12 protein-coding genes are annotated in these 15,630 nt (G+C 38.5%); 3 read left to right on the top strand and 9 right to left on the bottom strand.

The features are described 5' to 3' along the window. Positions 1-4 precede the first annotated feature (4 nt). The 8 genes from AC0KSB_RS09455 to AC0KSB_RS09420 form a co-directional block, all read right to left on the bottom strand. The gene (locus AC0KSB_RS09455) at positions 5-760 is read right to left on the bottom strand and encodes a hypothetical protein (RefSeq protein ID WP_472308615.1); all 756 of its coding nucleotides are present in this window, start codon (positions 758-760) and stop codon (positions 5-7) included. A 4-nt stretch (positions 761-764) separates the two neighbouring features. Next, entirely contained in the window at positions 765-1,367 is a 603-nt protein-coding gene (locus AC0KSB_RS09450; protein WP_472308613.1) for a DUF4357 domain-containing protein, read from the bottom strand. 242 nt (positions 1,368-1,609) lie between these two features. Continuing rightward, positions 1,610-2,311 (bottom strand): FRG domain-containing protein, encoded by a 702-nt coding sequence (locus AC0KSB_RS09445; RefSeq protein WP_472308611.1) that lies wholly within the window; start codon positions 2,309-2,311, stop codon positions 1,610-1,612. A gap of 60 nt (positions 2,312-2,371) precedes the next feature. Beyond that, a complete protein-coding gene (locus AC0KSB_RS09440) occupies positions 2,372-3,277 on the bottom strand; it encodes a restriction endonuclease (protein ID WP_472308609.1) in 906 nt (301 codons plus the stop codon). Positions 3,278-3,311: 34 nt separating this feature from the next. Beyond that, the gene (locus tag AC0KSB_RS09435) at positions 3,312-6,335 is read right to left on the bottom strand and encodes a type I restriction endonuclease subunit R (RefSeq protein WP_472308607.1); all 3,024 of its coding nucleotides are present in this window, start codon (positions 6,333-6,335) and stop codon (positions 3,312-3,314) included. Then, complete coding sequence (locus tag AC0KSB_RS09430; RefSeq protein ID WP_472308605.1) at positions 6,332-7,588, bottom strand: restriction endonuclease subunit S; 1,257 nt, start codon at positions 7,586-7,588, stop codon at positions 6,332-6,334. The genes AC0KSB_RS09435 and AC0KSB_RS09430 overlap by 4 nt, the downstream gene beginning before the upstream one ends. Then, positions 7,581-8,597, bottom strand: coding sequence for a virulence RhuM family protein (locus tag AC0KSB_RS09425; RefSeq protein WP_472308603.1), 1,017 nt, complete (start codon positions 8,595-8,597; stop codon positions 7,581-7,583). The genes AC0KSB_RS09430 and AC0KSB_RS09425 overlap by 8 nt, the downstream gene beginning before the upstream one ends. Continuing rightward, complete coding sequence (locus tag AC0KSB_RS09420) at positions 8,594-10,162, bottom strand: type I restriction-modification system subunit M (RefSeq protein WP_472308601.1); 1,569 nt, start codon at positions 10,160-10,162, stop codon at positions 8,594-8,596. Before AC0KSB_RS09420 ends, AC0KSB_RS09425 begins: the two co-directional genes overlap by 4 nt. 504 nt (positions 10,163-10,666) lie before the next feature. On the opposite strand from AC0KSB_RS09420, the gene AC0KSB_RS09415 reads away from it, so the two are divergent. Both AC0KSB_RS09415 and AC0KSB_RS09410 read left to right on the top strand, forming a co-directional pair. Further along, positions 10,667-12,364 carry a sensor domain-containing diguanylate cyclase gene (locus tag AC0KSB_RS09415; protein WP_472308599.1) on the top strand — a complete coding sequence of 566 codons (1,698 nt, stop codon included), beginning with the start codon at positions 10,667-10,669 and terminating at the stop codon, positions 12,362-12,364. 154 nt (positions 12,365-12,518) lie between these two features. Beyond that, a complete protein-coding gene (locus AC0KSB_RS09410; RefSeq protein ID WP_472308597.1) occupies positions 12,519-13,532 on the top strand; it encodes a LacI family DNA-binding transcriptional regulator in 1,014 nt (337 codons plus the stop codon). Between the two features lie 52 nt (positions 13,533-13,584). Here AC0KSB_RS09410 and AC0KSB_RS09405 read toward each other — a convergent pair whose 3' ends face one another. Then, positions 13,585-15,093 carry an alpha-amylase gene (locus tag AC0KSB_RS09405; RefSeq protein ID WP_472308595.1) on the bottom strand — a complete coding sequence of 503 codons (1,509 nt, stop codon included), beginning with the start codon at positions 15,091-15,093 and terminating at the stop codon, positions 13,585-13,587. Positions 15,094-15,315: 222 nt separating this feature from the next. Between AC0KSB_RS09405 and AC0KSB_RS09400 the strand changes: the two genes are divergently transcribed. Further along, complete coding sequence (locus AC0KSB_RS09400; protein WP_472308593.1) at positions 15,316-15,597, top strand: late competence development ComFB family protein; 282 nt, start codon at positions 15,316-15,318, stop codon at positions 15,595-15,597. Positions 15,598-15,630: the final 33 nt, after the last annotated feature.

Raw genomic sequence — 15,630 nt, 5'->3', positions numbered from 1 at the left:
CTATTCAATAATCCAGCCCTACATGCTTACGTCGAGCCGCTACAACTTCATTGTTTATAGTATCCAAAATGTACTCATGATATCTTGTTCTAAAATGTACTATAACTTCCCCGTTATTAACTGGTGATACACCAATAAAAGAAAGCAGTTCATTCTCAATTTTATAATTTTCTAAAATATATTTTCTGCATATTTCTTGAGTTGGCTTATCTACCTTGATTTTTCTTCTTAGTTCATCATGTAAAAAAAGTAATTCAGGTAAGCTTTTAATGGTCTGAACAGCAAGTTCTCTCACAACCTTGATTAAGAGTATAATCTCTTCATAACCGGCTCCGCGACTATATTCGTTATCAACAGCCGAGATTTCTGCATCTATCGATCGCTCGTTTAACAATGATTTTATTTCATCTGCCGTCGGACAGTAGTCCATAACTAAGCACTCAGAAGATGCTGGCGTTTTTAGGTTGGCAACTACATTGTCTTCTGCAATGGCAAAGCTATCTTGAATAAAGTCTGAATACTGTTTATTATCGGGGAATTGCCCGAATATAAGTAGTGTGTAGTAACAATAATCTTCCGTATAGAAACTTTTTTTGTGATAAGTCCATATATCATGAGCTTGGGTCAATTGAGACATTATGGCGTCATTAAAGACCTCGATAGATTCAACTACGTAATTTCCAGTGTGAAGCAATTCGCAGTCTGTCACATTAAATTGATCATCCTCAAGCAGACTAAACAAATCAAAAAACACAATCATACTTTTACCTCAAATCATTCAATCCGTCAAAAAACAACCAGCCATTTTCTGCCCTACAGCTTATCAACGAAGCAGCCAGGGAAGGACTATTAAAGCTAAGATTAACAACAGCCTCATAAGCACTTTCTATGGCTTGAACCTTACCATCTACTACAAAACCATCCATAATTGACGTGAAGCGGTCATAGAATCTACCTCCATCACTCCGCTCTTTCGAAGATTCAATAGGTCTTACAACAACGGATCCGGCAGAAAGAACAAACATGCCATCTTTAACATATAACTTAGCTCTATATTTTGATGATTTCGAGGAATAGTAATTACTTGTAGACAAAGAAGTGCTCTCCGAAAAATCTATCCCTTCTGCCTTTAGCAGAAAGTTGATTTGATCGATGTAAGACAGCACGGTGGGTTTGTCATATATACTAACATTTATACTAACATTTGGTTCGTTTCTTCGCATATCTTTATTATCAAGAGAAAACTGGCTACTCTTTTTAAGAAGCTGGATAAAGTAATATTCCATATAATCGCTTGCGAGTGCATCAAATAGATTTGTTACCTTTTCGGTATCGGGATATAAATACGTTACTACTTTTTGCATCATTTATTCTCCTTCCTGACAATAATCTTTCACTATATTTGCCGCAATACTATCGTAAGACGGAAATAGACGGTTCTCTGAATATCCTAATCTATTAAGCATTGCTTTAATGTCACCGAACAGTTTTTTTGAAATAATTAGCTTAAATAGTATTGGATCACTTAATTTTATATAACTTTCACTAAGATTTTGAAAATACTTTACAACATCATATCTTTCAAAAACACCAATGTCCTCTTCTTCTTTTATACATACTTCATCGCTATTTTTTTAACAGGAGCTTCGCTAATATATGTGAACAAACCTCGTTGTGCCAAAACATTTGCATTTTTGAAATATGTCGGCACGATAATTTTTAGATGGGCAGGAGTTCTGTCACAAAATATTTCATCAAAAGGAAGGTCTTGACTTATGTAATTAATAACATCTGTATTTAAAATCCATACCGCTGAATCAGATCTATTACTCCCTGAAACAGCAAAAAACAAGGCAACCAGAGGATCGAAAGTCCAATCAAGCAACCTCGTTGGCAACTTATAATGTTGTGCATAGGACATTTGTTCAATCATATTTTTAGGAGGCCACTGCTGATAAAAGTCTTCGTATCTATTAATAACATCATTCATGTGAGGGATATATAGACCTAATTCGTTTGCGCATCTCACAAATTCACTGATAACAATAAATTCTGCTTTTCTACCTTCTATTATCCTGTTGATATCACTATTGTCATTCATGTTTTTATGGTAAATATTCTTATAAATAATTGAGAGTTTATCTTTACGAAACAAAGATGGAACAAGATCATAATTATATTCTTTTGTCCCTCTGTACACAAAGGATTCGCTGAAAGAACCTTTCCAAGGCAAATTGTTTGACATAAACAAGAGATCATACAATTCGTCGATTTTATAAATTGTCTTTTCAGTAACTACCGAACAACACATACACCTGCTCCTCTACACTTGCAACTTTTGAGAGAACCAAAACCCCATGTATATTTCTAATCAATCATCAACATAGAAAAAATCCGTATCTATCTGCTTAATGGCATAATTCTTTTCTACAGAGACACCAAGATTATGTTCAATCATTAGCTTGGTTAGATATTCACCGTCAATCAATATGACCTGCTGATTTTCAGCGTAGCCTATTGCTTCTTTTGAAAATTTTGCTGTCGTAATAAAAAGACCCTTACTACGCTTTTTGTCAGCAAGCGCACCAACAAATCTCTGTATTTCTGGCCTGCCAACAGTTTTGTCTGGTGCCCATTTTTTGGCCTGAATGTAGATCATATTAAAACCAAGTTTATCTTCTCGAATAATGCCGTCGATTCCTTCATCTCCACTTTTTCCAACAACTATTCCCGCTGAGGGCAAAGCACCGCCATATCCCATCTCTTGAAGTAATTTGACGACAAGTGCTTCGAAAAATTCTGGTGTCTGCTTAAGAATCTCTGATAACAACTCATCAGATAGTGTGCTATTGATTAATTTGAAAGCATTATCAATTTGATCCTGTGGTGTTTCTTGCAAATCATTGGGTTCATCTGTTTTTTGAATCTTAACAACTGGTTTTTTAAATTCACGGAAGTTATCATATCGCATCAACAAACCATCATTTATTTTTTGGGGGTTCTCAGCTAATAAAGCTAATCCTTCCGGCGTGATAGAAATGATCCCTCGTGCAGGATAGTCAATTAGACCAGCCTTTTTCAAATAGGTTTTTGTCCATCCGATACGATTACCATACAATGTCTGCTTCCCGCTTGGCAATAATTCTTTTCGCTCATCATCAGTGACACGCATTTTACCGGCAACATAATTCCTAATGTCTTTGAAACTATATTCTTTGCCATCTGAAATGCATTGAAGAAAAACATGATACATTTCCTGATATTTTGGTATTGCCACTAATCAATCCTCCTGTTAATAATGCGATGCAAAACTACACCAATCCAAAATACTTTTCAAAGAAACTCATCAGCTTATCAATGACAGTTTGCTTCTTCGCGGCTCTATTACCACCGCCAAAACGTGATGTCGGCGGCATAATCCTATCAATATCAGTACCAGTTGTTTTCAGAGAACCGTCGCGGAAGGAGTTAGTAACAAGTCGCCGTGTTTCCTTTTGCTTAAGTTTCTCTTCCGTTATAATGGCAGCCAGATCAGATTCTTTTTGTTCTTCAACGAATTTATGCCAGTCCTCTTCTACTCTTGTTGTTGCGTTGATTGTCTGGATGAAATGCTCTATCAGCTCTTTTTTGCTGCGTAGATGAATACTGGAATTGACCGCTTTATCGATCGAAATCAGAATGTTCTTGTCTTCGCAATTTGATTCATGAAACTTAGCTACGAGCATCAATATATAGTCAATGTTGATTTCTACCTGGCGAATCAGCTCAATTTCAAAGATAATATCGTCATTGATTTTTTCCTTATCAGCCTTCTTATCTTTGGTGAAGTCTTGATACAGATCGATATATATACTCTGATAATCCTGGTGTTCACGTTCCGACAAAATTTCATTGCCGGAGAATACATCAAAGGATGTCAGGATGTTTTTCAGCCTTAAGATCGCGCCAAATAGGCGAATGAAGTCTTTCTGGTTTTGTTCGCCTAAGATGGCCTGACCAAGCGGATAACTTTGTTGCAGTTCATCGACCAGTTCTGTATAACCTGGCTGATGTTTACCGTTCTCATCATAGCCATAATAATAAGACTCATAATTTTTCAGCAGCACAATGCTGCCAGCGTCTTTGTCACCAAACAGGGCAATCGCTTCATCGGTTTCATCCTGAAGATTGCGGAAACAAACGATGTTACCGAATGTTTTAACTGAGTTTAGAATACGATTTGTTCTGGAAAAAGCCTGGATCAGGCCATGTTGCTTGAGATTTTTATCAACCCAGAGCGTGTTTAGGGTGGTCGCGTCAAATCCTGTCAGGAACATATTGACGACAACCAATAGATCAATCTCGCGCCGTTTCATACGCAGGGAAAGGTCTTTATAGTAGTTTTGGAATTTATCTGATGAGGTATCAAACGTGGTGTTAAAGTCTGCGTTATAATCGGCAATTGCTGATTCTAAAAATTCTCGGGATGGCTGATCAAGACCACTTGTATCGAAGTCCTCATCGGGGAAGACTTCTTCCGGATCCGCTTCATTTGCACTGTAACTGAAAATAGTAGCGACACTTAGCTTGCGTCTTTGTTCACTCAGCTGCCGTTTTAGCTCGGTATAGTATTTTTTGGCTGCCGGGATGGAGCTGACAGCAAGGATTGAGTTAAAGCCAGATACACGCTGACCTTGCAGCGAATAGAAGCTGTTACGCTTGGTTTTTTGGTCGAAATGTTCGAGGATATAGGAGACCACTTCCCTGATTCTCTTGGGATCTGAAAGCGCTTTCTCTGTATCTATAGATGAAACATCTTTATCCTTCAGTCCGTCTTTCATTTTAACGGTATTTATATAGTCGATACGGAAAGGAAGAACGTTTCCATCATTGATGGCGTCGACAATGGTATAAGTATGCAACTTATCGCCAAAAGCCTGGGGCGTGGTTCGAAGCAGCGGATTACCGCCACTGGATGAATTCGCTGCGAAGATAGGTGTGCCGGTAAAGCCAAACAGATGGTAATGCTTAAATGCTTTGACGATTTTGTTATGCATGTCACCAAACTGAGAACGATGGCATTCATCGAAGATAATGACCAGGTGCTTTTTATAGACATCATGCTTTTTGTTTCTTGATACGAATATTTCCAGTTTCTGAATAGTTGTGATAATGATATGTGATGTACTATCCTCTAACTGCTCTTGTAGTATCTTTGTGGACTTATTACCGTTAGCAGCACCTTTTTGAAAGCGCTCATATTCCTTCATCGTCTGATAGTCGAGATCTTTACGATCGACAACAAACAAGACCTTATCAATGTAAGGAAGAGCTGAAGCTATCTGTGCAGTCTTAAATGATGTCAGTGTTTTACCGCTGCCAGTCGTATGCCAGACATAACCACCAGCATCAATGGTGCCGGTACGTTTGTAGTTGGATGCAATATCTATGCGTGATAAAATTCGCTCAGTCGCAGCGATCTGGTAAGGGCGCATGACCAGGAGCAGATCCTCTGATGTGAAAACACAGTATTTTGTCAGAACATTCAGTAATGTATGCTTGGCCATAAATGTTTTGGTGAAGTCAACCAGATCCGGAATTACTTTGTTATTGGCATCAGCCCAGTAAGATGTAAACTCAAAGCTGTTACTGGTTTTTTTACTATTTCTGCGGTCGCCTTCGCCTGTTTCTTTTACATGGCTGGCTCGGGTTGTATTGGAATAGTATTTTGTATTTGTTCCGTTGGAGATAACAAATATCTGGATATAATCAAACAGCCCACTAGCCGCCCAGAAGCTATCACGCTGATAGCGTTTGATCTGATTGAACGCTTCCCGGATAGCGATGCCGCGCCGTTTAAGTTCAGCATGAATCAGCGGTAACCCGTTTACGAGAATTGTCACATCATAACGTGTGTCATGAGTGCCGGCTGATTCTTCGTACTGGTTTATGACCTGCAGACGATTGTTGTGGATGTTCTTCTTATCAATCAGAGATATATTTTTTGTTGTTCCGTCGTCGCGTCTTAAGATCTGAACATGATCGGTTTGAATCTTGCGTGTTTTCTCGACAATTCCTTCATTGCTGCTGGCGATCCGTTCATTAAAGAATCGGCTCCATTCATCATTGGTAAAAGTATAGCTGTTAAGTAGTTCGAGCTGTGTACGCAGGTTAGCAATCAGAGCGGCTTCATCATGAATCTTGATATATTCATAGCCTTGTGTTTGCAGCAGACGAATAAACTCACGTTCTAAAGCTGCTTCACTCTGATAGGTGCCGGAAGGATCGTATACTGCATTATATTCAGAGACAACCGTCGCCTCTTCCGTGGAAACAACAATGTTATACAGACTCATGACGTCTTCTCCTTGAAGGTCAGCAGTTTATCACGGTAGTACTCATACTGTTTACGGCGTGCTTCTATTTCAGCAGGTAGGCCGCTTGACAGATCGTTTGTCAATGTGTCGAAGCGATCGAGAATAGCCACGATACGTTCTTGTTCTGCGAGAGGTGGGATGGGGATTTCTATAGCTTTTAATGAGGGAACACTTGAATGCACAACTTTGCTTTTAACTTTCCCTTTGCTTTTTTGCATTTGTGCATCAGCAGTTGATAATGCGTAGGCTAAATATTTCGGGTTTTCATTGTGTTTCATTACAACAATGTCACCACCAGCTAGGCACTTTTCATGCCCAACATAAACGCAAGATTTTCCAATTTCATTAACGCTTTCGCCTGTAATCGCAAATAGAATATCACCATGTTCAAAATACTTTTTATTCTGAATTTCTTTTGCATTAGCATGTGACACGCAAGTGTCAAACCAAATATTATAAGTGGTGTATATTTCGCCATATCGTACGCAGGGAGTACCTGTTTTAGTCACTTGGTCACGTTTGATTCCTGAACCTCTGTACATATCGACAGCTATTTCACCCAATGTCTTTATTGGTGCGTTATTGGTGACAGCAAATAATTCATCCCGATAATATTCATACTGTTTTTTGCGCGCTGTAAGCTCCGCTGTAAGCTCCGCTGTAAGCTCCGCTGTAAGCTCCGTGAAATTGTCCAGCATCCGGACAATTTCACGCTGCACAGGCAGCGGTGGGAGAGGGATTTTCATGTCGAGTACATCTTTCATGCTTGGATGTTTGATTCCTGATCCACGGTAAAAGGAGTCAAGCAAATCACCTTGAGTTAACAACCAATAATACAGGAATTTATTCAACAGTATTTCTGTGTTAACAGATGTAGCAATTCGATTGTCAGCAGTTATAAATTTTCCTTTGTAATACTTAATTACATCACAGACAGGTCGTGATTTGCCCCACGGAATTGATACCACTTCTCCTTCACAAAGGGAATCCCCAGCAAGATCAGTGGTTGTCCACCCCGTTTGCTCACCTGTTGAAAGAAGAAATACATCTCCAACAACTTGCTTAAGCGCAAATAATTCCGCAGCTAACAAATAAGGGTAATTGATAACTCTCGGCTGTTTGTATCTTTCTACCGCATTAAATTTCTTATCCCAAACTGTAACTTTCCAAAGCGGTTTATACTCCACCCCAGCCGGACAAAATTCAGCAATCAACTCTTCAAGCTTACTCATCTGAATCACCGACTTTCTCCACAAGTTTCTTAACTTGGCGATCGAAATCAGAAGTAATCTTTTGAGTCTTATTAAACTCGGTATATTCAGCTTCGGCTTTTAAAGCGGCTGTTTGCCTTGACACAGACCCTTTACTCGGCAAAATTTTATACTCTCTGAAGGATAGAAATTTATTAATACTTGCGGAAAAATCCTCCATTGTGAAGACATTCTCGCGTTCTATCAAATCTTCAACATAATCGAAATATGACGTAACAGCTCTTTCTAAACGCCTGATTTCCTTTTCGCTCAAGTAGTTTTTTGCAATAGTGACATCAGATTTCAGTATGCGTCCTTCTGGTGCATTTTTCCATGTAGTAAGACCCATGTTCTCTTGCTCTTTATTGGCTTTCGAGTAGATGATTTCAGCTGCCGTCTGGCCAGTTATAGCATAGTGGAACTTGTTCTGAACCATTAAGTAGAAGTCTTGAGTAACTTTTGAATCCTTATCATAATCAATACTGCATTCAGCAAATATATCCGTTATTTGCTGCCACATACGCCGCTCACTTGCTCTGATTGAACGAACACGTTCCAGTAGTTCACGGAAATAGTCTTTACCAAAGGCAGTTTTACCCTGTTTAAGTCTGTCATCGTCAAGAGCAAACCCTTTTGTCATGTATTCCTTCAAAACACTGGTTGCCCAGATACGGAAATGAGTTGCTTTTCTTGAGTTAACTCGATATCCAACAGAAATAATGGCATCTAAATTGTAGAAATCAACGCTTCTTTTGACGTTTCTTTCACCTTCAATTTGAACTGTTTCCATTTTGGAAATAGTTGCTTCCTTTTTAAGTTCATTTTCTTCAAAAATATTCTTCAAATGTTTGCTAATTGCTGGCGGTTGAACTCCAAATAGCTCTGCCATTGATTTTTGTGTAAGCCAAATTGTTTCGTCTTTTATGACTGCATTAATAGACGCATCTTCTTCGGCTGACCTATAAATTAGAAACTGGAACTCTTTATTCATGCGTCCACCTCAATCTCTGCGATGATTTTGTCGATTTCATCTCTTAGAATTTGTTCGCGGGCGACAATCTCCTTAATTTCAGCATTTAGTTTAACAATATCGATAACTTCACGAGTATCTTTCTGTTCAACGTAGGTTGATACAGAAAAGTTGTAATCCTGCTCTGCAATTTCATCATTCGGTACGAGTCTGGCAAAATGCTCCTTGTCTGATTTTTCTGAATAGGCTTCAAGGATCTTCTGGATATTGGCGTCTGTCAGCTTATTATTATTTGTGACCTTAACCGACTCTTTTGAAGCGTCAATGAACAGTGTTTTGTTCTCAGATTTTGATTTTTTCAGAACCATAATACAGGTAGCGATACTTGTACCAAAGAAGAGATTATCAGATAGCTGAATCACACAATCCACATAGTTGTTATCGATCAGATATTTGCGGATTTTCCTCTCAGCGCCACCACGATACATAACACCAGGGAAACAGACAATGGCTGCTGTACCGCTGGTAGAGAGCCAGGATAAAGCGTGCATGATAAACGCCAGATCCGCTTTTGATTTTGGAGCCAGAACGCCAGCTGGTGAGAAACGTGGATCATTAATCAAGAGAGGATTAGCGTCGCCCTCCCACCGGATAGAATAGGGCGGATTACTTACGATCGCCTCGAAGGGTTCGTTATCCCAATGCAGAGGATCAGTCAGTGTATCACCATGTCCGATATCAAATTTATCAAAATCAATATCATGTAAAAACATATTGATGCGACAGAGATTATAAGTTGTAATATTTACTTCCTGACCGTAAAAGCCCTGCCTGACATTTTCTTTCCCTAGGATTTTGGCGAATTTAAGCAATAGCGAACCGGAGCCACAGGCCGGATCATAAACTTTATTGACTTCAGTTTTACCAACCAGCGTGATACGCGTCAGCAGCTCACTGACTTCTTGAGGCGTGTAGTACTCACCGCCGCTTTTACCGGCATTGGAGGCGTACATACCCATCAGATACTCGTAAGCATCACCGAAGGCATCTATCGTATTATCTTTGTAATCACCGAGCTTCAAGTCACCGATTCCATTTAGTAGCTTTACCAGCTTTTCATTGCGTTTAGCAACAGTACCACCAAGCTTATTGCTGTTGACATCGATATCATCAAACAGACCTTTGAAATCATCTTCGCTAACGCTACCTTGAGCAGATCCCTCAATGTTGCGGAAAACTTTTTCCAACGTTTCATTGAGATTGTCATCGGCGGATGCTTTTTTGCGAACATTCTGGAATAGCTCACTGGGCAGGATGAAAAATCCTTTTGTCTGAACCAGATCGGTGCGGGCGACTTCTGCTTCTTCATCAGACAAATCAGCATAATTAAAGTCGTTATTACCGGCTTCGTGCTCACCGCTGTTGATATAGAGTGTCAGGTTTTCTGATATGTAGCGATAAAACAGCATACCCAGAACATATTGTTTAAAATCCCATCCGTCTACGCTGCCGCGAAGGTCATTGGCGATGCCCCAGATCATTCTGTGAAGTTCTGCGCGTTCTTGTTCTTTCCTGTTGTCAGCCATTTTTCACCTCAAAATTCAATTGGTGTTATTTTGTAATTGTGTCTGGATGTCCGAGTTTGTTACTTAGGGACAAGCTCGATGACATCCTTAATATCGCAGCCAGTGCCTCACACATCTTGATCAGTGTGATCATAGATATGTGCTGGCCTTTTCCCTTATTGGCGATGTGATTACTGATTAATCAGCACTCACCATAATGGTTTATAGCTAATTTTCATATAAAAACCCACAGCTAAATCAACATTTGAGTAAGTGGGAGCTAATCGGATATTAATATTGTTATCATTATAGCCCTCAGATTGTGAAATGACAATTTTTAGACATACCTTTGCTTTTGCTGCGGGTTTGATTACTGGGAACTGATTATTTCCGAATTGCAGTGCGAAGTCCTGAAGAAAATGATCAATTTATTAAATCATTAATTAAACTATAAATCATGATATAATATGATGACAAACCATTCCATGTAATTGTTTGCATTCTATATAGACAGGTTGTGCTGTTATGAAACTGAAGATAGGAAGCTGGAGAATACGTGCAATAGCTATAGGAGTTGCTCTGGCAATTTCGATAAATCTTGTCGTGCTCAGCTTCCTTATTGTTTTGCACTATAGTTCTTCCAACATTTTACAAAAAGAAGCTCAAACCAGAGAATTGACTACGCAATCTTTACTTACAGGCCTGATAACCTCTCGTATTGACTATGTTATTGCCGATTTGCTGCATCTGGTAGATATGTTTGAGCGCATTTGCGATGATCCTTGTTCTAGCGGTCAAACTATACCTGAAGAAATTGCTACTGACTGGGTCAGTTTTTCCAACCGCAAATTCTATTATCACAAAATAAGATTTATCGACCGAAATGGTATGGAAATGCTGCGGGTTGATTATGATGAAGAAGGTTCTTTTAAGAGGCCTGATGAAGATTTGCAAAACAAGTCGGATCGGTATTTTTTTAATGAAGCCATAAAAGCGAAACCCGGTCAGGTATATATATCTAAAATAGATCTAAATATGGATAATGAGCAAATACAAGAGCCGATAGTTCCTACACTTCGTTTTGCAGCCGCTATTAGAGCTGATAATGGTGATAAAGGAGGGATTATTGTAGTTAATTATTCGCTTGAGGAATTATTAGCTACTTTCGAGAGGGTTGCCCTGTCAACAGCCAGCAATAATCTTTGGCTGAATAACAATGGCTACTATCTGTTTAATCGTGATGAACCAGAAAGAACCTGGGGTTTCATGTATAAGGACAGACTGGAAGAAACATTCATCAATGACAAGCCTGATATTTGGCAAGATATTCAAAACGAAGATAATAATTTTATTTATTACCCGGATGGCTTTTATACTTTTACCAAAATATCAAAACAAAGTATAACTGAACGAATGGTTAGTCAGGCAGATTATGACCTGATTATAAGTGATGATCTTTGGTATATATTATCTGAAATTGTTCCCGGCAATGAAGGCTGGTACGTTTTTGAAAAAAGACCACTTAAAGTCCTGGCTATTATCTTTGAGAGGCAAAAACCTACCTTGTTAATCGGTCTTATTTTCTCGCTAATATTCTTGCAAATCTGGCTTATGAATATACGTTCCCGCAGTAAGCTACACAAGTATTCCTATGATCAGTTAACCGGTGCTCTGGCGAGGCATTCCGGACTTGATATGCTTTCAAAGCAGGTAAAAGAGGCAGCTAATTCAGATACGCCTATAACAATTTGCTTTCTGGATATAAATGGTTTGAAGCAGGTTAATGATACTTTCGGCCACGAGGCTGGTGATGAGCTGATCAAAATAGTGTCTACAACGGTAAAAGAATGTATACGGCACTCTGATTATCTGATCAGACTGGGCGGGGATGAATTTTTGATTGTCTTTTATGATTCAGATATTGAAAATTCTGCTCTTGTATGGCAAAGAATCAATTCGGTCTTTAATGATTTGAATCAAGAGATGATTGACCTTAGCGCACAAGCAGAAGATAAATCATTTAGCATTAAAGAAGAAAGCTTAACTGATGCAGAAAAACGCACAAAATACAAAAGAAATTATCTGATCAGTGTCAGTCACGGCTTTGAACTTATTGATCCTCAAACAAATTATTCACTTGATAAAGCGATTAGCAATGCGGACAGTCAAATGTATGATGAAAAAAGAAGATTAAAGGATTGTCTGAATATAATTCGTTCGTAAAATCACGAGCTGAGATTTTTCTTGTTTTTAGAGCTGCTAAGGGCTGGCATAAACTGTCTAATTATAAAATTATCTATTGAAGTTTTCCCAAGTCAAATGTAAAATTATAAAGTGGTGAAAACGGTTTCGGCCGTTTGTCAGGAGGATTTTGCAAATGGCAAATATAAAAGATATCTCGGCAAAGTGTGGAATTTCTATTGCTACTGTCAGTAAAGCTCTAAACGGCTATAAGGATGTAAGTGAAAAAACCAAAAAAAAGGTTTTAGAGGCTGCAAAGGAACTGGGATATTTTCCTAATGCTCAGGCAAGATCATTAAAAACAAATCGCTCCTATCACCTTGGAGTTCTTTTTATCGATGATCATCATAATGGTTTAACACATTGTCATTTTTCTCAAGTTTTGGATAGTTTCAAAAAGGAAGCCGAACAATGCGGCTATCACATAACCTTTATAACCCAGAAATTAGGCAATAGAAATTTAAGTTATCTTCAAAGCTGCAGACATGTAGGCGTGGAAGGTATTTGTATTGCCTGTATTGATTTTGAGGATCCCGAGGTTCATGAGTTGGCAGAAAGTGGTCTGCCTATGGTTACTATAGATTATGTTTTTGAAAATACACCGGCAGTTCTATCTGATAATAGAAATGATATCGCTAAGATAGTTAGATATGTTAGTGAACAGGGACATCAAAAAATTGCCTTTGTGCATGGAGGTAGATCAAGGGTAACAAATGAAAGGATCACTGGATTTATAGAGACTATGAACCATTTAGGACTGGAGATAAATCCGGACATGATGATTGAATGTCCTTATAATGACACAGAAGCGGCTAAAGCAGCAACTTTAAAACTACTGAATCGAAAAGACAAACCAACCTGTATTCTTCTGCCAGACGATATAGCTTCATTTGGTGCAATAGAAGCTATCAGATCAAGCGGCTTAAAGTATCCGCATGATATTTCCATAATAGGATATGACGGAATTGATTTTTCGCAGCAGATGACGCCTAAGCTTACTACTTTAAAACAGGATGCCGAGTCATTGGGCCGGGAAGCTGCCAGAGCATTAATATATAATATTGAAAATCCCAACCAGACTCATAACCTGCCAATTACAATCAGCGGCTGCCTGCTTGAAGGCGAATCGGTTCTGAAAATCGAGATATAGTTCTGGCATCTATCATTATCTGGTGGCCTGTTGGAAAGTGCAAAGAGATTTGCTATTTATCCTCTACCCACACAGAAACAGATCCTCCATTAACAGTGAAAGCTGCTTTGCCTTCCTGATCAAGCTCTATTATTTCCTGACGATTTCCTGTTATATCTTTCCACTTGGTTCCAACTCTTTCGGTACCAAAACTTATTTCTTTATGCCCTTCCTCACCATTGCTTATTATGGCAACTAAACCAGATCCTGGTCTCTCTTTTATGCCTAGTCTTTGCCATGCCACAACATTAGCGTGATCAAAAAAATCAATCTGCTTGCCATATGCAAATTTCTGCCTGGCTTTAAGCAAAGGATCAAGCATATCTTTTTTTGGTTCTGTTTTTTCCGGTTCTCCTGTGCCGTAATAATCACCGTAAAACAGACATGGGTAGCCATGGCGCCTTAACAATATAAGAGCATAGGCTAAAGGCTTGAACCAGTCTTCAACCCATGATTCCAGCGACTGCCCTTTTTGAGAATCATGATTATCGACAAAAGTGACTACATGCCTGGGGCTGGCCTGAACCAGCGTATTATCAAAGATTGTTCTCAGATCATATTCACGACCCTTTAGCCCTGCATCATAGAAGTTAAAGTGTAAAGCAACATCAAATAAAGAGAGATGATAATCGGTATCGTTGAGATAGGCTGCCAGCCTCTCGGTATTATTCTTCCAGTATTCCCCCACAACGTAAAAATCTTCTCCGGCATGCTCACGCATCTGACTTACAAAATTTGCTATAAAATCTTCATTAATATGTTTAATTGCATCAAGGCGCATACCGTCTAACTTAAGCTCATCTATTAACCATTTGCCCCAGTATATAGTGTGCTCAATAACATCGGGATGATGGTAATCAACATTTGCAAACATTAAATAATCATAGTTGCCAAATTCATCATCTACTTTTTCTGACCAGTTTTTATTTTCGCCAAGCATTTTAAAAATAGAAGTGCGATCAGACAAGGCATCGTAATCAGTTGCAGTAAAATGATGTTTATTCCATTTAAAATCAGAATACTTATCTCCTCTGCCGGCATAATCAAATTTAGTCCATGCCTCAATCTCAAAAGGATCACTAATAATTTCCTGGCGATTATCAGGGTTTACTTCAACAACATTTACTTTTTCTGTAAAATCAGCGCCTGCTTTATGGTTAAGCACAACATCAGCATATACTTTAAGACCTTGCCTGTGTAATTCTTCTATAGCCTCCAGCAATTCCTGTTTAGTACCATACTTTGTTCTTACCGCGCCTTTCTGATCAAACTCCCCCAAATCAAACAAATCATATACACCATAACCAACATCATCAGCTGAAACACCTTTGCAGCAAGGTGGTATCCAAACACCTGAAACTCCAAGCTCAATCAGATGCCCCGCTTCTTGTTTCATTCTTTGCCAGTGTTTACCATCAGAAGGCATATACCACTCAAAATACTGAATTAAGACATATTGATCTACTGTATAATTTTCATCATCTGCTTGTTCTTTTTTATTAATATCATTATCGTTTTTCATATAAGGCGGCCTCCGCTTCTATCTATTACCTAATTATATATTGTTTTGTCCTTTATTGTCAGGTATAATTAAATTTACAGCTTTTTGTTGAAAATATTAATATTCTATTTTATTATTTTTATCACAATTAATTGTCAAAAAGAATCTTTGTCTATAATTTGTTATTGTAATTATATGCAGAAAAACAAACCAGCTTACTTTTTATAATATACGGAGGTATATATGTATCATTTAAAAAACTGTAACGAAGATATTGTAGTTGAACTGGCAAATAAAAATATTGCAGAAACAGATATGTGTAAATGTGAAAAGTGCAGACTTGATGTAATAGCCTTTGCGTTAAATCAGCTGTCACCTGCGTATGTCGTAACTTATAAAGGAGAATTGTTCGCAAGTATCGATGCTACCTTTATCCAGAATCGTGCAGATGCCTTAAGCGCAGTTATGAAGGGTATTCGTCTGGTCAGTCAATCACCAAAGCACGATCCTGAAACAAAAAAATAAACTTTACCGACAATAGTTTAATCTATCTTATGA

The organism is Ercella succinigenes, from assembly GCF_900002895.1.
The sequence above is the reverse complement of the archived record's forward strand: the minus strand, read 5'-3'. Positions and strand labels throughout refer to the sequence as shown.

Coding starts and splice junctions, on each gene's coding strand:
- AC0KSB_RS09430 (WP_472308605.1), bottom strand. CDS start 7,588: ATGAGTAAGCTTGAAGAGTTGATTGCTGAATTTTGTCCGGCTGGGGTG.
- AC0KSB_RS09450 (WP_472308613.1), bottom strand. CDS start 1,367: ATGATGCAAAAAGTAGTAACGTATTTATATCCCGATACCGAAAAGGTA.
- AC0KSB_RS09415 (WP_472308599.1), top strand. CDS start 10,667: ATGAAACTGAAGATAGGAAGCTGGAGAATACGTGCAATAGCTATAGGA.
- AC0KSB_RS09405 (WP_472308595.1), bottom strand. CDS start 15,093: ATGAAAAACGATAATGATATTAATAAAAAAGAACAAGCAGATGATGAA.
- AC0KSB_RS09455 (WP_472308615.1), bottom strand. CDS start 760: ATGATTGTGTTTTTTGATTTGTTTAGTCTGCTTGAGGATGATCAATTT.
- AC0KSB_RS09400 (WP_472308593.1), top strand. CDS start 15,316: ATGTATCATTTAAAAAACTGTAACGAAGATATTGTAGTTGAACTGGCA.
- AC0KSB_RS09435 (WP_472308607.1), bottom strand. CDS start 6,335: ATGAGTCTGTATAACATTGTTGTTTCCACGGAAGAGGCGACGGTTGTC.
- AC0KSB_RS09420 (WP_472308601.1), bottom strand. CDS start 10,162: ATGGCTGACAACAGGAAAGAACAAGAACGCGCAGAACTTCACAGAATG.
- AC0KSB_RS09410 (WP_472308597.1), top strand. CDS start 12,519: ATGGCAAATATAAAAGATATCTCGGCAAAGTGTGGAATTTCTATTGCT.
- AC0KSB_RS09445 (WP_472308611.1), bottom strand. CDS start 2,311: ATGTGTTGTTCGGTAGTTACTGAAAAGACAATTTATAAAATCGACGAA.
- AC0KSB_RS09425 (WP_472308603.1), bottom strand. CDS start 8,597: ATGAATAAAGAGTTCCAGTTTCTAATTTATAGGTCAGCCGAAGAAGAT.